Here is a 22276-nt window from a genome sequence, read left to right as displayed (position 1 = left end):
TTTTACTCACTGAAGACTCATCCGCTTAATTGTTCTTATTTTCATCCTGCTTCTCTTCGGGGTACTGTATCCGGATGTGATAAATGGTGTTCAGCTTTTCAATAAATATTTTCTTAATTTCTTTAATATCCCTGAAAGTGATGGGGGCATCATCCAATTCATGATTCTGCACTTTTGAATCGATCATCTGATTGACCAACTTTTCAATACTTTCGGCATTTTTCACTGGCAAACTGCGCGTAGCTGCCTCTACTCCATCGGCCAGCATAACCACAGCAGTTTCTCTGCTTGTAGGATTGGGACCCGGGTACATAAAATCTTCGGGATTCACCTTCTCATCGGGATGTTCTTCCTTGTATTTCAAGTAGAAATATTTAACCACACTGCGCCCATGGTGCATTTTAATAAAATCGATAATCGACTCAGGGATTTTGTGCTTTTTAGCAAGTGCTACTCCGTCGAACACATGGCTTACAATCTTTTCAACACTCTTTTTATTGGAAAGCTTATCGTGAGGATTGATCCCCGTGGCCTGGTTTTCAATAAAAAACTGTGAACTTTTTATTTTACCTACATCATGGTAAAGGGCGCCTGCCCGTACCATCATCGGATTGCCTCCTATGCGCAGAATCACCTCTTCGGCCAGATTGGCCACCTGCATTGAATGCTGAAAGGTACCCGGAGCAATTTCGGCCAGTTTACGCAAAAGTGGGTGATTGGTATCCGAAAGCTCCATTAAGGTGACATCCGAGATAAAACCAAATATCTTCTCAATCACATAAATTAAAGGATAGGCAATCAGCAACAACAAGCCATTTCCTGCAAACCACTTAAAGTACGACCAGTCGATTTCGGTAAAACTGCCTTCCTTGATCACTTCAAAGGCATAATAAATTAGCGAATAAACAGCCACCAGCAGCAAGGCTGTAATTACAAGGTGCCCCCGACGATGCAGTCTGCTAAGGCTAATGACGGCTACTGTACCAGCAACAAGCTGAATAAATACAAATTCGAAACTGTTAGGAGCCATAAAGCCAATAAGCAACATGGTAACCAAATGAATGAACACGGCCATGCGTGCTCCAAGGAAAGTTCGGATAATGATTGGCAAAATGCATACCGGCAGCAGGTAAATGCTTACCGCATCGTTTTGATGAACCAACACTGCCAATACATAGGTGGCCAGAATGGTAGAAAGAATCATTGAGAAATTCCGCTTTTTCCAGAATATCTTTCGGTTGAAGCTCTGAAGGTACAACACCAATAAGCCAAACAAAAACAGCACCAGCAACATCTGACCAGCAACAATGGTCGACATCCATCCTCCATAGGCACGGTTTTGCTCATAGGCCTTCTTTAGTGACATAAGAATGAGGTATTTGTCTCCATCGACCACATCGCCTTCCGAAATAATACGTACACCGGCCTGTACTACTCCACGTGTGGTAGAAACCGATTGAAGTACTTCTCTGATATTGCCTTCGTTAAATTCGTTGTCATACACTAAATTGGGAACCAGATAAGTACTGAAATCAATCTGGTTCTGTATTCCAATCAGCAAAGTATCGTTTGTGGCCAGGGTATTTAAGGTATCATTCAGAAACAAATACGCCGATTTAAGTGAATAGCTTGCCGCAACCGCTTGTTTGTGTGCCACATTGGCCACCACCTTGTTAAGTGCCCCGTCGGGTTTCAGTCGTTCGTAATGCTCTGGAGACATTTCAAGTATGCCCGGCTCATAAAGTTGCTTATACAGGCTGGTAATTAATGTGATCAGCTTTCTTCTTTTTAGGGTATCTATTTCAGTCGGATAGTTATTCAAAGACTTGTTTAATGCACTTTCAAGCAACTCCATCTGCACTTCAAAGACTGTTTCGTCATAGTTAAAATAGGGAGTAAAATTGCTTAACAAAGAATCCTTTTCTGCTTCCAGTACGGCCTCGGGTTTCAATATAGCAAAATCGAAGGGGGCAATCATCGTTTCGTGGCCCCAGGGCTGACCTTTTTGAAATTCGTATCTGAAAGTGGCTTGTTTCGGATACAACACATAAATGATGGCTAAGGTGGTGACCATGAAAAAAGCATAATATACTTTCTTTGACCATCCCGTGGTTTGCTTGGGCTCTTTGTTCATAATGCTAGCTAAAAATCCGTTTTTTACCGAAACTTAAAAATAGAAAATAATTTGCCATAATGCCGCTTCCCCTGACAAATATTGTATATTTGAATCATTAACCGCATTCAGAGTTGAAGATTGCCTATGTACGGGATTTCGAATTTAAGTTCCATTCCGGTAAGAACAGAACCGGCCGAAAAAAGCGAGATGTGTACCCAGATTTTACTGGGCGAACACTACGAAATCCTGGAACAGGATGACAAATGGTGCAACATCCGTTTGCACCACGACGGGTATGAAGGATGGATCGATTCCAAAATGATTACTCCGGTGAGCGAAAAGGAATACACACTTTTGTGCCAGGAGAAACAAGCAGTCTCAACCGACATCTTCAACATTGTTCAACAGGTAAATCATTACCGTAATTTTCTGATTGTAGCAGGCAGTACACTCCCCCACTTCGACAAAAACGAATCGACCTTTGCCATTGCCGACACCCTTTACCGGCTCGAAGGCAATGCAGTAATGTTTCCTGTCGCTATTGACGAGCGTAGTAAAATAATCAATGCTGCACTTAATTATTTTAATGCACCCTACCTTTGGGGCGGTCGCACTCCGCTGGGTATCGATTGCTCGGGACTGACACAAATTGTCTACAAAATTGCAGGAATAAAAATTCCACGCGATGCCTCTCAACAAGCTGCCATGGGCGAAAATTTCACTTTTGTGGAAGAAGCCCGTCCCGGCGATCTGGCTTTCTTTGATAATCACGAGGGGAGCATTGTTCATGTGGGCATTATCTGGGAAAAAAACAAAATCATCCATTCGTCAGGAAAGGTCAGAATTGACAACCTTGACCATGCCGGTATTTTCAATCTCGAAACCCGGCGTTATACCCATCAGCTAAGACTGATGAAACGAATTGTTCAGGATTAAAGATCCCAATATGAGCTACACTTATGATTACCCCCGACCGGCAGTTACGACCGATGCCCTTATCATTTGCCAGGAAAACGGGAAGCGTTTCATCCTGCTCATCGAAAGGGGTATTGAACCATTCAAAGGCCAATGGGCACTGCCGGGTGGTTTTATCGAAATGAACGAAGATCTTGAAACCGCCTGTGCCCGCGAACTGGAAGAAGAAACCGGGCTTCGGGGCATGGTGTTGAAACAACTGGGCGCCTATGGTGCTGTTGATCGTGACCCGCGCGGACGAACCATTTCGGTAGTTTTTTATTCCATTATTAACGATCGGATTACTCCACGCAGCGGCGACGATGCAGCCAATGCACGCTGGTTTAATCTGAATGAGCTGCCTTCGCTTGCTTTTGATCACAGAACAATAATTGACGACTTTTTGGGTCGCCAATTTTAAATATTTTGAATTTCGTACTTTCTTTTCTGCTTAATCAATCTTACGCTGCACAAACCAATAATCGTGAAATGAGAATGCCACGGTTAGTTTGGTATAGCGTTCGCGAATGAGACCCATGTTATTGGTTCCCCTTTGTCCGGCTTCGAGGCTCACGTTAATTGTCGATCGTGACTTTTGGACCGGAAAGCCCACCCCCATTGTGAAACGCACATCGTCGATGGCATAGCCCTTGGTACGGAAATAGCCCGAATCGTAACGAAAGCCTACCCGGTAGGAGCAACGCTCAAAATAATTAAGACTGTTTTGAGGCAGCAACTCAAAACCGGCCGAAATCACCTCACGGTTGATGTAATCCTGATCGGTATTGCTGCTCCAGTTTTCCAACTCAAGGTCGGAGGTCAAAAGGTATTTGTTTCTCCAGGTAAGAGCCAAACCGCCACCATAACTCACAGGTACCTCAATTGGTCTTGCTTTTTCCTCTTCCGAACGAACAATCACGCCTCCTGCTGAGCCATAATTTTGCTGAATGGTAACATTTGAGGTGCCACCCAGACGATGGCCGGGTGAAAATACCCCACCCAGAGTCAGTCCGCTGCCTTTTTTACCCAGGGGGGCAATTAACTGAAAAGCACCCTTGTATGACAGTCCGCTATAGGGGGTATTGGTATAATAAATGGTACTGTTTTCTGGTTGAACTTCGGCTGTTGTCGATCGTGATTCGTTCACCGGGCCATAATAATAGGCCACTTCACCACCCAGTGAAAAATACTTGTGAACCTTCAATCCAACACCATAAAAGAACCGGCTGATTCCACCTGTTCCTTTCCAGTCGGTTACCACCCTACTCTCCTCACCGCTAACAAATTTATTGGTTCTAAAATTATAACCAATATCACTGTAAGGCATAAAACCATAATTCCCCATCAGCCATGAGGTATAGCGATGTCCCAAAGCAAGGTGGGTGATATTTCCATCCCAGAAATCCTGAACTGCTTCATTGGAGGCATTCTGTGTGTATTTACCAAAAACGCCTGTTTCAAACAGCGTTGAAAGGGTATCGATGGCGGTTAGTGAAGCCGGGTTTTTAAAATTTAGAAAGTTGGAACTACGCAAGGCATAGCCTGTACCTCCAAGCCCCAGGGAGCGTCCATAGGCTACATTCGACAAATCGCCTGCACCAAATACCGAGTAAGGCGATGAAGTATTGTTTTGTGCCAGAGATAACAATGGAGTGGCCAACACGACTACAAGTAACAGGACGATATGATTTTTAAAGTTCATTCGCTTTTTCGGTTTAATAATTTGTAAGGTAAACTTTTAGTTTAAGCTGATGATTGGCTTTGTAAGCATCTCCAAGTACAATTTGCCTCACATCGGGCACATTACGATCAAAGGGCGTATACAGCATGAGCGAGTATATCGGATCGGCATTCTCTTCGAATTCGGTTTTGATGTAATTGGTTATGTCGTACGAGTAGTACGATTTATCTTTGAACTCATCGTCGAACTGAAGAGAACCGAACGCAGGTTCTTCCGTTCCGGTTTTATAAAGCGCGTCGTACTGATCATTATCAGGCTCCACCAGCGTCATTTGAAGGGTCACGGGCAAATCCGACTTATTATAAAAAGTAGAACTGATTGGGTGCAATTCCAATTCAGCCTTTACCACCGATGCCTTTCCTACTTCGTAAGCCAGGTTGTCGATTCCCGGAATCTCAATCCGTGTACTCAGCATTGAGCCGGCCTGTAACAGGGTAACATGATCGGTGCTTGTTGCCGGAAGTTTTTCACTCCGCCCGGCTGTAACCGCTTCAAAAATGGTCCCCGCATAATTATTTTCTATTCTGCTGAAGGCATAAAAATTACTCAAATCGGTTCCCGAAATATCATCTCCGGTATCTTCAAGAGGAAAATCAATCTTCAGATCATCACTGGTCGATATATCGTGGTAATATACCCTGATGCGAGGTGCGCTAACAGAATCAGCATACGCTTTCAATCCCATAATGAATCGGTTTTCTGCACGCGGCTTAATCACCAGGCCCTTAAAAAAGCTTTTAAACAATTCGGCATCTTTAATAGTGTCCGACTCATTTACAGCCATGGAAAATAGTGTTCGTCCCAGTTCTTCGGGAAGCGGAACAACAATTTCTTCCACTTCGTTTTGAAAGTTGATTGAAAAAGTAGCCAGTGGTGTATCTTCTGTTGCGAATTGTTGATGATTGTAGATATTCCCATTGTCGCTGTCTACCACAATTTCCTCACTCAGCCGATACACATCAAATAGGCCCTGTTGCAGTGTATCACCCAATAAATAACCATCGGGATGCAATACCAGATGGACCGAATCGTAGGTACTCGATACATGAAACGAACTATTGGAGGTCGGATCTAATCTGAAATAGGCTTCACACAAGGTGGAAACACCGAAGTTATTTATGAATTGTCCGCTAAGCAAACGATCGGCCTGCGATGTTGCAAATGAGTCGCTTGCCACAGTGAAGGTTCTAACTGTCATGGTATCTACCAGAATCACATTGGCAGGATCGTCCACAAAGTCGTTACCCAGATTGTACCTGAAGCCCTCGTCGAACTCACACGAAGCCAAGACAAACAGAAAGAATGCTCCGAATAAAAATTTGAATTTCATCATCTATATAGAATCTTTTTTAATTTCTTTATATGCTTTCAAAGCGTCAGTCTGAAAAACTGTTTTGCAGAATTCATCGCCAAAAATAGCATTATAAAAGGAACCTGCCTGATTTTTTGTTTTAAACAGGCGACAAATGTAAAAATTATTTGCGAGCGCTTATAGCATTTAAACAGCTGAATCCCTTATTTAACAAGCCTTAACATAATATCATAAAAAACGCTAATGCCCCTTAGTTTATCATGAAAAGTTTTATATTTGTCAACCTCAAATTCAGCTTGACGCTATGATTTTTGATTAAAATACAAACAGAAAACGAGCATTCGTCAGCTGAAGGTTATAAGTCATGTTTGACACCAATCAATTCGGAAGTAAAAAAAAATACTTTTGAATTGAATAATTAGCTTTTAAACAGCATAAACTTGAAAACACAAAATAAAAAATTTTCAAAAAACCATTAATAATGAAATTTAGAACTCTGATAATGATTGCTGTTATTACAACAGCTTTGTTCGCATCGTGTAACGAAGATGAAGTAGAAACAATTGGAAACTGGGTTGAAAAAGCAGTTTTTGAAAAATACTCACGTGCCGATGGAACCAGTTTCGCCATCGATGGATTTGGTTATTGGGGAATGGGTAAAGATGATGATACCTTCTACTCCGATTTCTGGCAATATGATCCGGTAAATAACACATGGGATCAGGTGGCTGATTTTCCGGGAACACCCCGCGCATACAATGTGAGCATCAGCAACGGATCGAAAGGTTTTGTTGGTCTGGGATACGATGGTGACGACGATCTGGCCGATTTCTGGGCTTATGACGCTGCATCCAACTCATGGGCAGAGATTGACTCCTTTGCTGGTGGTGCCCGTCGTTACGCTACTGCTTTTGCCATCGACAATAATATTTATGTTGGCACAGGCACGCAGGAAAACGATAAATTGTACACCAAAGATTTTTACAAATACGACGGAACCAGCTGGAGTAAAATTACCAGCCTGACAGGCGACAAACGTCGTCAGGCCAATGCCACCAGCCTCAACGGTAAAGGTTATGTGATCAGCGGTTTTCACAACGACGAACTGAGCGATATGTGGAGCTACGATCCGGCAAGCGACTCATGGTCACCGCTTACTTCGTTAACCGACGAAGATACCGGAAACAGTAACATTCCTCGTCGCAATGCAAGCACCTTTGCTTCGGATGGTAAAATATACCTGGTTGCCGGTAATCAAAATTCAACCGTAACCACCTCGGTTTACGAGTGGGATCCGGCGAGCGATTCATGGACTGAAAAAACAGCCCTCGAAGCTTCACAGCGCGAAGGTGCAGGCAGCTTTGTGATCAACGATTACGGCTATATCGTAGGCGGTCGTGCCGGTTCGAGCTACAAGGACGATTGCTACATGTTCCAGCCCAATGCAGACAAAGTTACCAATGACTAAAAATCAAAAAACGATCGTAATGGCAGCACTGTTGCTGATAGCAGCAACTGCCATTATTAGTATAAAATACAAAAGAAGTCCCGAACCTGTGAGGTCCGGGACTTCTTCTGATAGCTCTCCTGACTGGTCATTGAAAGTATATCAAGGAGCACAGGGCTGGATATACGAAATATATAACGACACGACCCTCTTCATCCTCCAGAAACACATTCCTGCCATTAGTGGCCGCATCACATTCAAAAGTGAGGAAGATGCAAGGGCCTGCGGAAACCTGGCCATTCAAAAACTGCAATACAAGCGCTTCCCGACTATCTCGCGCAGTGAGCTCGACAGCCTGGGAATAAAATACTAAACCTACCCGTTGGCTTTAACGCTTTCTTCAAGCACAAGGAGGGCCTCAGGGCCGGTGTTAAACAGCAGATCGACAATGCTCATATTGGGCACAAAACCGTACTTTTCGTCAAAAATCTGATAATATTCCACCGGCTGAAACAAGGGGTCGGCTTCGTGGCTGCTTTTGGGTGAAATATTGAAACGAAAATCTCCGGGTCGCTCTTCAGGAACAACAAATGAATCGCTTAATCCTAAGGGCACCGGAAGCTCCAGCAGATTGCAAACACATGCATTTATTTCCTGATTAAAGTCAATCAGAAACGACCATTTTTTCTCATAAAAAGGGCGGAAATCATCTTCATAGAATTCAAAAAACGGCGAAGAAGCATAGGCAGCAAGCAGCGAACGCCAGTGATTGGCCTGCCAGCGGGTACTGTAGTCGATTTCAACTTCTTTCATCAACATCTTCTGTCCACTTTTTTTCACCACGGGAACCGACAGGTCGAGCGGACCATTGGCAGCCATGATGCGGCAACGGTTTCGCCAGGTTTGTTTATGGTAGCTATCGTATTGCTCGATCAGCACCTGATCGGCCATCAGCATTTTTCCATAGTAATTCAAAGGCCCCAGATAGGCCGATGTCAACAGCACTTGTTCCATTTGTTTTACTTCCTTAGCCTTATTGAGCCGTTTTTCCAATCACTGAAACCGCCCGGCACTTTAACAACAGAAGGGTACCTTACGATACCCTTCCGGATTGATATTATTCTGACTTTCTTAATGTACCTTTTTGAGTATACGCTTGAAACGAATTTTCGACGGGAAGCTTTTATCCTTATCGAGCGACATCCAGATAATGGCTGCTTTTCCAACCACATGATCCTCGGGCACAAACCCCCAGAAGCGTGAGTCGGCCGACTTATGTCGGTTATCACCCATCATCCAGTAATAGTCCATGTTAAAGGTATAACTGTCAGCAGCTTCACCATTGATATAGATTACACTGTCGCGTACTTCGAGTTCATTTTCTTCGTACACCTTTATAATACGTTCGTAAAGTGGTAACTGGTGCAGATCAAGTTTCACGGTAGCTCCTTTTTTCGGAATATACAGCGGACCAAAATTATCAACATTCCAATCGTATTCATCTGAATGCGGGAAGATATTGGGATCGCTGCTGCCGGCTGGCATTACAAACTTATTCACCGAAACTACATTCTTCAGTGTTTTAAAGCCCTTTACCTGCTCGTCGGTTAGTGGAAACATGTAGCGTCCGCCTGAAAAAATTTCACGATCGTCGTTGGCTACACCTAATTTATCGAGCACCCTGGGGTTGATTAACGAACCATCGGTGGTGATAATGTAGTTGTACTGAAGGCCTTCGGGATGCTCCTGTGCTTTGCCGTTGATATATACCAGCCCGTCGATAATACGAATTGAATCACCAGCGATGGCAACACAACGCTTGATGTAATTTTCCTTTTTATCGACCGGACGGGAATAAAGCTTACCAAAGGTACGCTGGTCGTTGGCAACCCTTTCGCGCCCGTACATCCTGATCAGTTCATGATAGTTCTGACTTGGAAAATTAACTGCTACCGTATCGCCTTCGGGAAAATTAAATACAACCACATCGTCGTTTTCAATTTCTTCGAGGCCTGCCAAGCGATTGTAAGGTTTTTTTATCCATTCGACATACGATTTCACCTTGTGATTACTCAGCGGCATCGACTGGTGAACAAAGGGAAACGAAAGCGGTGTATTCGGCAGCTTAGGGCCATAAGCCACCTTGCTCACAAAAAGATAATCACCAACAAGCATCGATTTTTCCATCGACGAAGTGGGAATCACATAAGCTTCAAAAAAGAAAAGCCGTATAAATGAGGCCGCAATCACTGCAAAAATAATTGCATCGATCCACTCAACAGTTTTACTCTGCTTGCCATTGGGTGGGTTTTTCTTTTTCCAGAATGCCCAGTGTACCTTTTGGGTCACATAAATATCAAAGATTACAGCCAGCCCGATCAGGAACCAATAGTTCCCGAGCCAGATGACCCATAAAAGATAGAGAAGTCCCCATATGGCAAACTTCACCCACTTGTTCAGTTTAATCGTCTTCACCTTTATAGATTTTAATATTAATGGCTTACAAATTCAATAAATCTTTCATAGTCAATATTCCTTTTTTTCCCGCTGTGAATTCAGCTGCCAGCACAGCTCCCAGAGCAAAGCCCTTGCGCGATTTGGCATCGTGGGTAATTTCAATGAAATCGACTTCTGAATCGTACCTGATGGTATGTATTCCGGGAACATCGCCTTCCCGCAATGATTCAATAACAAGTTCGTCTTTTTGAGTACTGGGGTGATTTACCCATCCCTTTAACGACGGGTAGGCCTTCAACACATCTTCGGCCAGCGAAATGGCAGTGCCGCTTGGTGCATCAAGCTTGCGGGTATGATGCACCTCTGTCATCTCTACCCGATATTGTTCAAAGGGCTTCATGAGTGCTGCCAGTTTACGATTCAACTCAAAAAAGAGATTCACTCCCAAACTAAAATTGGAAGCATAAAAAAAGGCAGTTTCATTTTTCTTACAATAGGCAAGCACTTCATCCCACTGATTGAGCCATCCTGTGGTGCCACTCACTACCGGCACACCGGCATCAAAACAACTTTTATAATTATTAATGGCCGAAGCCGGAATGGTAAATTCAATGGCCACATCGATGCCCTTCAGGTTTTCGGCCTTCAAATCATCCTGATTATCAACGTCGATGATTAATCCAATCTGATGACCGCGTTCAATGGCAATTTTTTCAATCTCATGGCCCATACGGCCATATCCAATTAATGCAATGTTCATATTCTGTTTTGTTTTATCCAAGCCACAAAGATAGCAGAATCATTGTACCCACCATATTTTAAGTAGTTCTGACTGCTTACTGATCATGGTTCACAGCTTGTCCAATAGGTAGGAAATGCACCCTGTTTATTACGCATTCCAGCTTAAATAATGTTAAATTAAATGTTGGAGGTCCACAAATAATGAAACGAATGAAGCTTTCTTTTCATTATGAAGCCGGTTTTACCATAAAAATTGTAACTTTTCCGTCTTTAAAATTCCATTGGTATTTATGGTAAAAAAAGAAGATCCCGAAAAATTAATCGAAAGGTTAAAAGCTGAAAACGATGCACTGCAAAAACAATTGAATGCAGTAAATGCCCAAATTGAAGAACCAGGCAATGCTGAAGCTGAACTTTTAAAAATTGCACGGAGCATTAATCCTGTTGCCTATTGGAGCTACTCCTTTTCTTCGCAAAAGCTGAGCTGTTCTGACGAACTGTTTAGCCTGTTGGATATTCCTAAAGACACCGACCTACAAAGCCCTGAAGTTCAAGAACAACTCTTTCCTGTTTCGGAACGCGAAAAAATAGCAGACTTCATTCGTCAAATCGAGGAAAAACATAAAAACCCCAGCCTCCTTTTACAGCATACATTTAAAGATGGTAGCAGTCGTTTTTTCGACATCCGCGCCCGTTTTATAAGCGACAGCAATGAGAATATGTTGTCGATTGCCGGAAATATGAGCGATATCACAGCATCGCATTACGAGATACAAAAACTCAAAAAGAATGATGAATTGTACCGTAATCTATTTAGCCGTCTTTCCGACATTTTTATCATCTTCGAACTGGTTAAAGACAGCAATGGCAAAGTGATTGACTATATTTACCGTGCTGTTAATCCGGCCTATGAACGAAAATTTCAAGTCAACAGTAACGAAATAATCAACCAGCCGCTTTCATTCCAGTATCAACTTTTTGAGCAGTTCAATCCTTACTTTAAAATGACAGCCCTGACCGGGCAGGCACAACAGGACCGGGTTTTTGTGCAATCGATCGACCTTTTCCTCGACGTGCTCATCTATGCACCATCGCCCGATATAATTGCCACGCTATGGCGTGATGTTTCGCTCATCGTACAGGCCGACAGCTCTTTAAGAGAAAGTGAAGAGAAGTACCGACAAATTTTCCACATTGGAAACGACGCATTGTTTGTGATTGATTTTAAAAATGGAAACATTATCGATGTTAATCCATCGGGATGCAAAATGCTAGCTTATTCCAAAGAAAAACTCATCAACAGGCCCTTCAATGAGCTAACCCGCGACCCGGAAGCAAGCAAACAAATGATTGTTGATCGGAAACTTACTCAATTTGTATGTGAATTGGTGACCCGCGAAGGCAATATATTTCCGGCCGAGGCAACGCTGGCTTATTTCAACTGGGGAGGACGCAGGGTGATAACGATCGCCATTCGTGACATTTCCCGAAGGGTTAGTGAACAAAACGAACTCATAAAAAGTGAAAAGAAATACAAGCAGTTATTCGATTATTCCAACGATGCGCTGCTAATCATCCGGAATTACAGGATCATCGATTTCAACCGGAAAGCCATACAGCTTTTTGGCGGAGGTCTTCATTCTCTTGAAAATAAAACATTATGGAACATTTCACCCGAACGCCAAAAAAATGGTGAAGATTCAAGACTGAAAGTAGTCGAATTGATGCAAATGGCCCTTCAGGGCCGGCAGCTTGAATCAGACTGGCTGTTTCTCAAAGAAGACAGAACTACTTTTTATGCCGATTTGAGACTATCATCTGTTCTTTTCGAGAATGAAAAATTAATACATGCCGTAGTGCGTGATATCAGTCCAAGGAAAGAAATTGAAGAAGCTTTGCTCTTGAAGGAAAACCGTTGGAAAGAAGCACTCGATTTAAGTCACACCGGTGTATGGGACTGGAATGTGGTGACCAATGAAATCTTCTATTCAGCAACATGGAAGAAAATCATCGGTTATGAAGCCGATGAAATACCCAATCGTTTCGAAGAATTTGAAAAACGTGTACATCCCGATGACATAGCGGCTGTTTACAATAAAATAGATGCCTATCTCACAGCAAAAACCCTCGATTTTAATGTGACTTTCAGATTCAGATGTAAGAATGGAAGTTACAAATGGATCAACTCACGAGGCAAAATATTTACCTACAACCATGAAGGCAAGCCTGAACGTTTTTTAGGAACTCAAACCGACATAACACGTCACATCATTGAGCGCGATCAACTCGAACAAAATAACCGGCAATATCTCGTTGCCCTCGACTGGCTCAATGTCGGATTCTGGGAGCTCAACCTTAAAACCATGCTTTTTGAAGGTTCAAACAATACCTTTTCTCTTTTTGGTATCAACAACCAGGAACAGGTATCACTCAGACAAATTCAAAGTCAGGTACACCCTGAAGACCAGGATGACTTCATCGCTCAATTTATTGAACCACAACAACAGGATGTAATCAATCATTCGTTCAGGATAATTACGGAGAACACAACCCGTTACATCAACGCCATTTCGCGCCCCATTAGTGACCATGGCAGAAGATTAAGCGGATACAGGGGCATATTTCAGGATATTACCCATTTCAGAAAAGAAGAGCTCCGATCGAAGGAAGAACAGCAACTCATACGAGGCTATCTCGAAAAAAACAATCAAACCATCATCATTTACCAGGATCAGGAACTGGTATTCATCAACGAGAAATTCACAGAATTAACCGGTTTTAAACCCGATGAATACAATACTGGAGAAATTCCCTTTCTCGATTTAGTGGTACCCGAAGATAAACCTTTAGTAAAAAGGATCTATGACAACATCATGAATCAGGGGCAATCGAAGGAAGAAGTTGAAATCAGAATTGAAACCAAATTCAAACGTAGCAAATGGGTTGAACTACTCCTGGCACCGGTTCGATACAAGGGACGTACAGCCGCTCTTGCGATTATCAACGACATCAACCGGCGCAAATTGAAAGAGATGGAAATGAGCCAGGTACTCAACCGGTTTAAAGCCATTGCAGCAGACTCAACGAACGGAATCGCCGTCATCGATGAACACAACAACCTGGTATACCACAACAACGAATTTTCAGAACTTTCGGGATACAGGGAAAAAACACGCTCAAAAAATGAATTTCTCCATTTGTTTAGTGAGGAAGAACGACAGCGTGTGAGTAACGACATCGCAAACATTCGCCAGGGATCGGCCGCTCAAAGTCACAGCGAAACCTTGCTTAACAACAAACTTTGGATAAGTATCAGAATGAAAATGCTACCATCTGCCGATGACGAAAAAAAGTGGCTGGTGGTTTATCTCGAAAATATCGACCTCTTCAAAAGCCAGATCGATCTGTTAACTGAAGAGAACTTCCTGTTTAAATCGATGATTGACCAGGCAATTACTGCCATCGGGCTATTCAATCAGGATCAGGAGCTCATTGTTTACAATCAACCCCTGTTAAAACTGATGGAAATTGATCTGCTCGAGCAATCGGTGATCACCTTCAATCATCTGTACTTTATTGAAAATAACGTGGCAGTTAATTTCAACGAAGCGATTAACAGCCAAAATGCCCTGCACTTTGAACAGCAACGCTCACCGAATAAAACCATTTTTGTGGAAATGAAACCGGTCGAACTCATTTCATCAAAGGCGTTATATGTTGTTGTTAGGGATATTACCGATAAAGTTGAAACTAGTGAAAACCTTCAGCGAGCGCTTCAACATTACCGGACTTTGTTTGAACAAGCACCTGTTGGAACAGCCCTTATCGACAACAACCGAAACATTATAGCCTGTAATGAACAGTATGCTGCCATACTGGGAGCCAATACCGATCAGCTCATTAACATGCGGCTCGATCAGTTGGTTGAAACCAGCAATCTGTCTGATCTGGTCAACAATTTTTCAGAACTTTTTTCGGGGGTTACACCTGAAATTCAGCACGACATCAGCCTGCTAAGTCTGACAGGCGAAAGACGCTGGATCAGTGCAAAGGCCAGCCCGTTCAAAGATCAGTTCAACGAAATTGTAATGGCCATTCAGTCTGTTGAAGACATTACCAGCAGGAAGGAAGAGGAAAGTCAGCAATTGAACCGGCAACGACTGCAAACGCTCAACTACATCGGAAACAGTTTTGCCCATCTCTTCAACAACCTGCTGATGGCCATTTATGGAAATGCTTATCTGTTAAAGAGTAACACGCAGGATCAACAACTCAATCGCTATGCTGCAGGGCTTTTTAATGCTTTGCACAAAGCAACCGACCACACGCAGAAACTGCTTTCATTCTCACAAAACCATAGCCGAATCAAAGTACTTACCCGGGTGAGTAAAATGTTTGACGAGCTAATCAGTGAAAACAAACTGCCTTTAAACATCAATTTAAAAACACGTTTCGATCACGACAGCGATACCCTGCTTTGTGACCCTTCGCAATTACAGCGTTCACTTCAAAACATCATCGACAATGCCGTTGAGTCGATGCCACGCGGAGGTACGATCACAATCAGCACCCAATCGGTATATTTCGACCAGGTGCCCGGAGGAGAACTTCAAAAGCTCAATCGCGGAAAATACCTGCGAATAAAAATTGGCGACGAAGGGCATGGTATTGGTAAAAACGATATCGGCAAAATTTTCGATCCATTCTATACTACACGCAATAACGACCTGAACTCGGGACTGGGGCTCACCATTGCACAAAAAATAATCAGCGAACATGGTGGAATGATTACTGTTGAATCAGCTATGGAAAAAAGCGGAACCAACATCTTTCTCTATCTTCCACAGTACGACAAGGATGAGATTGCAAACAGCATTCAACCCGACGAACAATTCATGGTAAAAGGTACGGCCAACATCATGATCGTCGATGATGAAGATGTAGTTCGAATCGTTACCGGCGAACTGATTAAAAAACTGGGCTACAATGTACTCAGCTTCTCGGAAGGTGAAAAAGCCATACGCTTCTTCAAGGAAAACCGGAACAACATCGATTTGGTGATACTCGATAAGCACATGCCCGGCATGGACGGAAGTGAGGTTTTTGCTCAACTGAGGGAACTTAACAGTACGGTAAAAATTGTACTCTTAACTGGCTACAACATCGATCGGGAATTGCTTGAAACCTTTAACCGCCCCAATAGTAAAATAGTGCAGAAACCAGTTAGCATTGAAAAACTGTCGCATGCCATTTCTGCACTTTTGATCGATAACTAAACAGACAGTATTCCAAAACAATTAAACATAACACGATAAAAATTCATTAAGCAAGGCATTTGACTTTCAATGACTACAATAATACTATTACTCTATCTTGCATTACTGATTGCAGTGGCCGTAGGCAGTTTCAAAAAGGTCCGCGATTTCAACGATTTCTTTGTTGCCCGAAAAAGTGGAAGCTACAGGGCCGTTAGCGGCAGTTTGATTGCAACCATACTGGGAGGATCGGCAGTTATCGGAGCCATTGACGAAGGAGCTTCTTTAGGCTGGGCTTCAAGCTGGTACATGCTCACTGCTGCCATCGGGCTTGCCGCATTGCTGCCGCTTACAGGCAGAATAAGCCGTCTGGGGCGCTTCACCCTGCCCGATTTACTGAACGACCTGTACGGTCGGCAGAGCCGGCTCATCGCTTCTTTTATTATTCCAATTGCCTGGACCGGCATCGTCGCGGCACAACTTATTGCTGCTGCCAGTATTCTTCAAAGTTTTACAGGAATGAGCTACACTGCCGGAGTTTGGATTGCAGCCCTGGTCTTTATCGGATACACCGTTGCCGGTGGACAATTATCGATTCTGAAAACCGACGCAGTACAGTCACTGCTCATTTTGGCAGGGCTGGTTCTAGTAGCCGTTTTTTCTCTTCAGCTGCATGACATGAAAGCTATTGACTACAAAACACCGGCATTTCCTTTCAACAGTCATTTTAAACCCTTCGATTTGCTGATTCTTTTATTCACCTATGCCACAACATTTACTGCGGGTCCCGACATTTATTCCCGTATTTTTTGTGCCGCAAATGAACAGGTAGCCCGGCGTGCCATTATCACCACCATAGCCGTTCTGATTCCTGTGGCACTAATCATCGGGTTTTTAGGAACCACAGCAGCCTCCCTTGTGAGCGAAAGCGGTACTCAGGGCGCTGTCATTATCGAACTTGGGAAAAGTGTGTTGCCTGCGTGGTTGTTACCACTCATTGTATTGTCGTTGCTCAGTGCCGTACTCTCCTCGGCCGATACCACCCTGCTCAGTGCCTCCATCATTATTGCCGAGCTCTTCGATGGCAAACAGCAACCCGGACAGAAAAGCCTGAAGCGAAGCAGGTACCTTATCGTACTTACTGGTTTCATCAGTCTGCTTATTGCCCTTCATTTTCATTCCATCATTGGCATGCTGCTCATTGCCCTCACTGTTTATTCAGGAGCCTTTACCCTCCCGGTACTGGCAGGACTGGCAGGAATTAAGATAAAACAATCGATGGTATCGGCCGCAATCATTACAGGCGGACTAATGGCGCTCTCCGGTAAACTTATCTCCCTCTATTCCGATCCATTTACAGGTAAAGTGCTGATTATTTCCGCATTTGCCGTGAATGCCCTGCTACTTTTAGCGGGGAGCAAACGAGGAAACCGCTTTCGATGATCCCTGGCATCCAGACCTAAAAAAAATCGTGACCCCCTTTAAAAGCGATCACGATTAAGCGGAAACAGCAACTAATTCTATTTTATGGTATTACGATTTTTTGAACAAAGAAACGATCGTTGCTTATTACGCGAAGCAGGTAAGTACCCGAAGCAAAGGCACTGGTCGAAACGTTGACCTTTGTAGCGGCAGGCTGAGCTGAGTGAATCAGTTGACCTTGCAAATCATACAAGTACAATCGATCGATAGGATCCTTGCCCTCGATCATCAGTATTCCATCGCTTACAGGATTGGGATAAACAAGGAGCTCGCTTTTTTGAATCAGATCAGGACTGGCCACATTTCGGGCTTGTACGAGCAGATTATCGATGGCCCAGCCCCAACCGTAGGCAAAGGGGTCGGAGAAAAGTCTGAAGCGCAAAATCACGATGTCACCCGGCTTGAAATCCCCTGAGGCGGTAAGGTCAATCAGGTGTTTTTTGTAAAGATTCGGATTACCAATGGCCTGTGAAAACTGGTTATAAATTGAACTCGTATAAATATCTTCCCATTCAGCATGCAATCGGCAGTCCCAGCCATCTTTAAGGGGCAGCCAGGTATTGCCCTCATCCGATGAGGCTTCCACAATTACATAATCCCAAAATTCTTCATCACCAAAAACAGTACCTGGTTCCCCCTGCTCAACCAACACAATTTCGTCGAACGACATGAAATGTTTGTCTTCCTTTATTTTAATGGGAAAACGTAGTTGGGCAATGTACTCCAGAGAGCTTTCTTCTCCTGCAAATTCATAAGGATGAAACGTATGTAAAGCACCGTCATCAAAGCCACTTGGTATACTGATTTGAAACCCCTGCATGATGAAGTTGCCCATATTGGCTGCAAAATCGTCTTCGATTTCATCTACAAAATCAGGAACGGCTTCCATTTTCACGCTTACATGGCCTGTTTCGGGATAAACAGCTACATTGGAGCTCAAAGAGGCATCGCGTGCAAAGATTCTGTATGTTACCGAATCGCCAATACTGAGTAATGTGCTCAGTTGATGAAGGGTGACCATGTATTTGTTTTCACCGATGCTGTCAAGACCAAGATGGCGGATTTCCTGCTCGTTGATGCTATATTCAAGCCACACGGAATCGACGCCAAAGGGATCGCTCACATTGGCCTGCACATTGAGTGAATCCTGACCCGGTAACAGAAAAATCATGGGATAATGCACAATTTCGGGCACCTCGTTATCGGGGCCAACAACAAACGATGCATTGTAGTCAGGTGCACTTACCGGGAAATGAAAGCGTCGGTTGTAACGGTCGTCGGCACTGAGATAATAGGAAATTTCACAGGCATCGTCTACAGGGATGCTTGCATGAAACAAGGTGGTATCATTTTCATCCTGAATCATGTCCACTTCAACATAATCGGTGCTATCGACCGAATAATACAATCGTGGTCGCTCAACCGGCGAAGGAAAGTCGGTATAGATATTGGCACTCACCTGAATATCGGCCACCACTTCGGTGTTATTTATTGGCTGGTGATCGATAAATAAATGTCGCCAGCCGATATCGCCCATCATGCTCATGGCTACTCTGCCCGGATTGTGGTTCGAACTTGCAGTATAGGTGAAAGGTGTCATCAACCGATCATTGCCTAACGAGAAAGTGGTGTTCAGGTGATAGATACTCGACCCCGAATCGAAATCAGACGGAGCATACAACAAGATGCGATTGCCGATTTCACTTCCCACCACTGGTCCATCAAAATAGAGTAAACCACTGGTCAATTTGTCAGCGAGCGCTTTCGATGGATTCGGAACAAAAGACGTATCAGTTATTGGATTGCGCTGAACATCATAAATGAAATCATCGAAAGTGAAAGTAGATCCGGTACCCCAGCCCCATGAACCAATTCCTTTATCCACGCTGCAGCTTCCGGTAAAGCCCAATCCGTGACATAATTCGTGCAATACTACTGTAACAAAGTCGAATCGTGATGAAGGGGTATTGCCATCGGTACCAAAATACCAGGCTGCCGTACTGCTGAAATTAGCGATTAAATCGGGTTCTCCGGGCTCGTTGAGCTGCTCATTAATCATTTTTTCTGCCAGCGAAATGGGATAAAATACATTTCGTTGCGGAAAACCATCGTAGCCCCTGAAGTAATTGGTAGGACCTGATGATCCAAGAACACCAGGACCCAGATTTTTCCAGTAAGCCTCAATATAAATGGTTTGAGGCGAACTCAGCAGACTTTCCCATATCGATACCGCATAATCAAAGGCCGTACGTGCATTTTCCGGAAAATCGTGATAGTTCACCACAATCTCGGCTTGCTGTGCTTCACTTGATTTTTCCAGAAAAGCCGCTGGCGGCGGTATCCGTACAAAAACATCCTTTTCAATTCCATAAGATACACCTGCTATTTCGCTGCTTTGAAACTGCTGTCTGTAATTCTTACCTTCGGCCCCGGCCGTCATGAATAGCGCTCCTGTCAGAAGCAGTGTGAGGGTAGTAATTATTCTCATCATCTATACTTTGATTATTGAACATGCTAAACTACATCTTCTTTTCTATTTAACCTAAAAAAAACATCAGCTGATCACACTCCAGTTAAACTGTGCCTGCTTCATTTTTATTAATTGCTTTTTAAACAAGTGGTTGGCTTCCAGTTGAAGTTGCGGGTCACTTTTCAACAAATCGTTGGCCACATTGCGTGCATATTGCAGGATCTCGCCATCACGGCTAAGGTTTGCAATTTTCAGGTTAAAGCCAAGCCCGCTTTGTTGTGTTCCTTCAATGTCGCCCGGTCCGCGTAATTTCAGATCGGTTTCAGCTATTTCGAAGCCATCGGTGGTACGAACCATGGTTTCCATTCTGATGGTGCTTTCTTTCGATAATTTGTACGACGACATGAGAATGCAGTACGACTGATCAGCACCCCGCCCTACCCTGCCGCGTAACTGATGTAGCTGGGAAAGACCAAAACGTTCGGCACTTTCAATCACCATGACACTGGCATTGGGAACATCTACTCCCACTTCAATAACAGTGGTTGCAACCATTATATGAGTTTCATGATTCTTAAATTTCATCATGGCCTCATCTTTTTCGGCCGGTTTCATCCTTCCATGCACCATGCTTACTTTGTATGCCGGAAATACCTTACAAACAGTTTCATAACCACTTTCAAGGTTTTTAAGGTCGAGTTTCTCTGATTCTTCAATCAGGGGATAAACAATATAAACCTGACGACCTTTATTCAGCTCCCCGTGAAGGAAATCATAAACCTGCTTACGTTTGTTATCGTGAAAATGACGGGTCATCACAGGTTTTCTTCCGGGAGGCAGTTCATCAATAACTGACACATCGAGATCACCATAAACCGTCATGGCCAGGGTTCGGGGAATTGGTGTAGCCGTCATCACCAGCACATGTGGTGGTATTTGGCTTTTGTTCCACAGCTGTGCCCGCTGAGCCACCCCAAAACGATGTTGCTCGTCGATAACCACCAAACCAAGATTTCTAAAAACCACCTTGTCCTCAATCAGCGCATGGGTTCCAATCAGTATATCCAACTCACCATTTTCCAGTTCATGATGAATGAGTCGGCGTTCCTTTGCCTTACTTGATCCTGTGAGCAAACGAATGGTCAGTCCCAAAGGCTCGAGCAACATGCTGATGGTGTTGAAATGCTGAATTGCAAGTATTTCAGTTGGTGCCATCATACAAGCCTGCAGTTGATTATCGATGGCCATGAGCATACACATTAATGCCACCAGTGTTTTACCACTGCCCACATCGCCCTGTAGTAGGCGGTTCATTTGATGACCGCTGGCCACATCGGCCCGAACCTCTCTGATTACCTTTTTTTGAGCACCTGTCATTTCAAAAGGCAGGCATTCGTGATAAAAGCGATTGAAATTTTCGCCGATTACACCAAATACATGCCCCTTAAATTTCTGTGTTCGTAATTCTTTCAAAATCAGAATTTTCAACTGAATATAAAAAAGCTCTTCAAACTTCAGTCGAAAACGCGCTTTCTGCAATTCTTCATTGCTTTCGGGAAAATGAATGCCCTTCAATGCATCGCTTAATGAAATCAGTTTTAATTGCTGTACAAACCAGGCCGGAAGTGTTTCAAAGATTTTCGCATGGACTGCCTGCCATAAATTATGCTGCAGCTTCAATATGGCTTTGGAGTTAAGATAATTTTTCTTCATCTTATCGCTGGTATTGTAATGGGCTTCCATTTTACCAACCGATTGCACATTTCCTGCATCGTAGGGTTCCATCTCGGGATGTACTATATTAATTCTGCCATTAAACACCGACGGCTTTCCGAAAACAACATAATTTATGCCTTTCTGCAAAGTTTTCACCAAATACTGTATTCCTTTGAACCAAACCAATTCCATGATTCCGCTTCGGTCGGTCAGGGTAGCTGTAAGCCTCATTTTTCGGCCTTCACCGGTTTTTTCAAGCGAAGTAATTTGCCCCAGCACCTGTACATGTTGCATGTTGCCATTCACCTCCCGGATGGTATAAAAACGGGTGCGATCGACATATTTATAGGGAAAATAATAAAGCAAATCACCAAAGGTAGCAAGGCCCAGATCCGATTGAAGCAATTCGGCCCTTTTGGGTCCTACCCCGGGTAAAAACTTAAGGTCGCTTGATAACACTGTAGGCATCTGGCAAATATATTATTTCAATGGCACGAAGAAGCAGCTTTTTGGTCACTTTTTATTAACAAGTCCTTTCGAGGCTGTTAAATATTTATCTTTGTCAGGTCGAACCAAATTCACTGT

Annotated in this window: 14 protein-coding genes; 6 read left to right on the top strand and 8 right to left on the bottom strand. The window is 43.5% G+C overall.

Annotated features, from left to right (window positions below; genetic code table 11):
- Window positions 1-25: 25 nt before the first annotated feature.
- A complete protein-coding gene (locus FHS86_RS16965; protein WP_429416511.1) occupies window positions 26-2134 on the bottom strand; it encodes an HD family phosphohydrolase in 2109 nt (702 codons plus the stop codon).
- Window positions 2135-2260: 126 nt separating this feature from the next.
- Here FHS86_RS16965 and FHS86_RS16960 point away from each other — a divergent pair, with 126 nt between their 5' ends.
- Both FHS86_RS16960 and FHS86_RS16955 read left to right on the top strand, forming a co-directional pair.
- Complete coding sequence (locus FHS86_RS16960; RefSeq protein WP_429416508.1) at window positions 2261-3052, top strand: C40 family peptidase; 792 nt, start codon at window positions 2261-2263, stop codon at window positions 3050-3052.
- Between the two features lie 10 nt (window positions 3053-3062).
- Window positions 3063-3491 carry an NUDIX domain-containing protein gene (locus tag FHS86_RS16955; protein ID WP_429416505.1) on the top strand — a complete coding sequence of 143 codons (429 nt, stop codon included), beginning with the start codon at window positions 3063-3065 and terminating at the stop codon, window positions 3489-3491.
- A gap of 30 nt (window positions 3492-3521) precedes the next feature.
- On the opposite strand, the gene FHS86_RS16950 is transcribed toward FHS86_RS16955, so the two are convergent.
- A complete protein-coding gene (locus FHS86_RS16950) occupies window positions 3522-4772 on the bottom strand; it encodes a hypothetical protein (RefSeq protein WP_429416502.1) in 1251 nt (416 codons plus the stop codon).
- A gap of 13 nt (window positions 4773-4785) precedes the next feature.
- Window positions 4786-6144: a hypothetical protein gene (locus tag FHS86_RS16945; RefSeq protein WP_429416499.1), complete on the bottom strand. Its 1359-nt coding sequence runs from the start codon at window positions 6142-6144 to the stop codon at window positions 4786-4788.
- A gap of 460 nt (window positions 6145-6604) precedes the next feature.
- On the opposite strand from FHS86_RS16945, the gene FHS86_RS16940 reads away from it, so the two are divergent.
- Together FHS86_RS16940 and FHS86_RS16935 are read left to right on the top strand one after the other, a co-directional pair.
- The gene (locus FHS86_RS16940; protein WP_429416496.1) at window positions 6605-7591 is read left to right on the top strand and encodes a Kelch repeat-containing protein; all 987 of its coding nucleotides are present in this window, start codon (window positions 6605-6607) and stop codon (window positions 7589-7591) included.
- Window positions 7584-7943, top strand: a complete 360-nt coding sequence (locus tag FHS86_RS16935; protein WP_429416493.1) for a DUF4907 domain-containing protein — start codon at window positions 7584-7586, stop codon at window positions 7941-7943. Before FHS86_RS16940 ends, FHS86_RS16935 begins: the two co-directional genes overlap by 8 nt.
- A 2-nt stretch (window positions 7944-7945) precedes the next feature.
- Here the strand turns inward: FHS86_RS16935 and FHS86_RS16930 are convergent, their stop codons facing one another.
- The 3 genes from FHS86_RS16930 to dapB all read right to left on the bottom strand — a co-directional run bounded on the left by FHS86_RS16930 (window position 7946) and on the right by dapB (window position 10787).
- Entirely contained in the window at window positions 7946-8584 is a 639-nt protein-coding gene (locus FHS86_RS16930) for a WbqC family protein (protein ID WP_429416490.1), read from the bottom strand.
- A gap of 117 nt (window positions 8585-8701) precedes the next feature.
- On the bottom strand, window positions 8702-10045 hold the full coding sequence (locus FHS86_RS16925; protein WP_429416487.1) for a S26 family signal peptidase: 1344 nt from the start codon (window positions 10043-10045) through the stop codon (window positions 8702-8704).
- Between the two features lie 25 nt (window positions 10046-10070).
- Window positions 10071-10787 carry a 4-hydroxy-tetrahydrodipicolinate reductase gene (dapB, locus tag FHS86_RS16920; RefSeq protein ID WP_429416484.1) on the bottom strand — a complete coding sequence of 239 codons (717 nt, stop codon included), beginning with the start codon at window positions 10785-10787 and terminating at the stop codon, window positions 10071-10073.
- Between the two features lie 271 nt (window positions 10788-11058).
- On the opposite strand from dapB, the gene FHS86_RS16915 reads away from it, so the two are divergent.
- Window positions 11059-16044 (top strand): PAS domain S-box protein, encoded by a 4986-nt coding sequence (locus FHS86_RS16915; RefSeq protein WP_429416481.1) that lies wholly within the window; start codon window positions 11059-11061, stop codon window positions 16042-16044.
- A gap of 69 nt (window positions 16045-16113) precedes the next feature.
- Window positions 16114-17466 carry a sodium:solute symporter family protein gene (locus tag FHS86_RS16910; RefSeq protein ID WP_429416479.1) on the top strand — a complete coding sequence of 451 codons (1353 nt, stop codon included), beginning with the start codon at window positions 16114-16116 and terminating at the stop codon, window positions 17464-17466.
- 82 nt (window positions 17467-17548) lie between these two features.
- Here the strand turns inward: FHS86_RS16910 and FHS86_RS16905 are convergent, their stop codons facing one another.
- Both FHS86_RS16905 and recG read right to left on the bottom strand, forming a co-directional pair.
- Window positions 17549-19996: a T9SS type A sorting domain-containing protein gene (locus FHS86_RS16905; protein WP_429416476.1), complete on the bottom strand. Its 2448-nt coding sequence runs from the start codon at window positions 19994-19996 to the stop codon at window positions 17549-17551.
- Between the two features lie 63 nt (window positions 19997-20059).
- Window positions 20060-22159: an ATP-dependent DNA helicase RecG gene (recG, locus tag FHS86_RS16900; protein WP_429416473.1), complete on the bottom strand. Its 2100-nt coding sequence runs from the start codon at window positions 22157-22159 to the stop codon at window positions 20060-20062.
- Between the last annotated feature and the right edge of the window lie 117 nt (window positions 22160-22276).

Source organism: Roseimarinus sediminis (genome assembly GCF_050433125.1).
In the GTDB taxonomy this organism is placed as follows: domain Bacteria; phylum Bacteroidota; class Bacteroidia; order Bacteroidales; family Prolixibacteraceae; genus Roseimarinus; species Roseimarinus sediminis.
The sequence above is the reverse complement of the archived record's forward strand: the minus strand, read 5'-3'. Positions and strand labels throughout refer to the sequence as shown.

What these genes read in the sequence shown, in the direction of transcription:
- FHS86_RS16965 (WP_429416511.1), bottom strand. Translation starts at nt 2,134, where the DNA reads ATGAACAAAGAGCCCAAGCAAACCACGGGATGGTCAAAGAAAGTATAT.
- FHS86_RS16960 (WP_429416508.1), top strand. Translation starts at nt 2,261, where the DNA reads ATGTACGGGATTTCGAATTTAAGTTCCATTCCGGTAAGAACAGAACCG.
- FHS86_RS16955 (WP_429416505.1), top strand. Translation starts at nt 3,063, where the DNA reads ATGAGCTACACTTATGATTACCCCCGACCGGCAGTTACGACCGATGCC.
- FHS86_RS16950 (WP_429416502.1), bottom strand. Translation starts at nt 4,772, where the DNA reads ATGAACTTTAAAAATCATATCGTCCTGTTACTTGTAGTCGTGTTGGCC.
- FHS86_RS16945 (WP_429416499.1), bottom strand. Translation starts at nt 6,144, where the DNA reads ATGATGAAATTCAAATTTTTATTCGGAGCATTCTTTCTGTTTGTCTTG.
- FHS86_RS16940 (WP_429416496.1), top strand. Translation starts at nt 6,605, where the DNA reads ATGAAATTTAGAACTCTGATAATGATTGCTGTTATTACAACAGCTTTG.
- FHS86_RS16935 (WP_429416493.1), top strand. Translation starts at nt 7,584, where the DNA reads ATGACTAAAAATCAAAAAACGATCGTAATGGCAGCACTGTTGCTGATA.
- FHS86_RS16930 (WP_429416490.1), bottom strand. Translation starts at nt 8,584, where the DNA reads ATGGAACAAGTGCTGTTGACATCGGCCTATCTGGGGCCTTTGAATTAC.
- dapB (WP_429416484.1), bottom strand. Translation starts at nt 10,787, where the DNA reads ATGAACATTGCATTAATTGGATATGGCCGTATGGGCCATGAGATTGAA.
- FHS86_RS16915 (WP_429416481.1), top strand. Translation starts at nt 11,059, where the DNA reads ATGGTAAAAAAAGAAGATCCCGAAAAATTAATCGAAAGGTTAAAAGCT.
- FHS86_RS16910 (WP_429416479.1), top strand. Translation starts at nt 16,114, where the DNA reads ATGACTACAATAATACTATTACTCTATCTTGCATTACTGATTGCAGTG.
- FHS86_RS16905 (WP_429416476.1), bottom strand. Translation starts at nt 19,996, where the DNA reads ATGATGAGAATAATTACTACCCTCACACTGCTTCTGACAGGAGCGCTA.
- recG (WP_429416473.1), bottom strand. Translation starts at nt 22,159, where the DNA reads ATGCCTACAGTGTTATCAAGCGACCTTAAGTTTTTACCCGGGGTAGGA.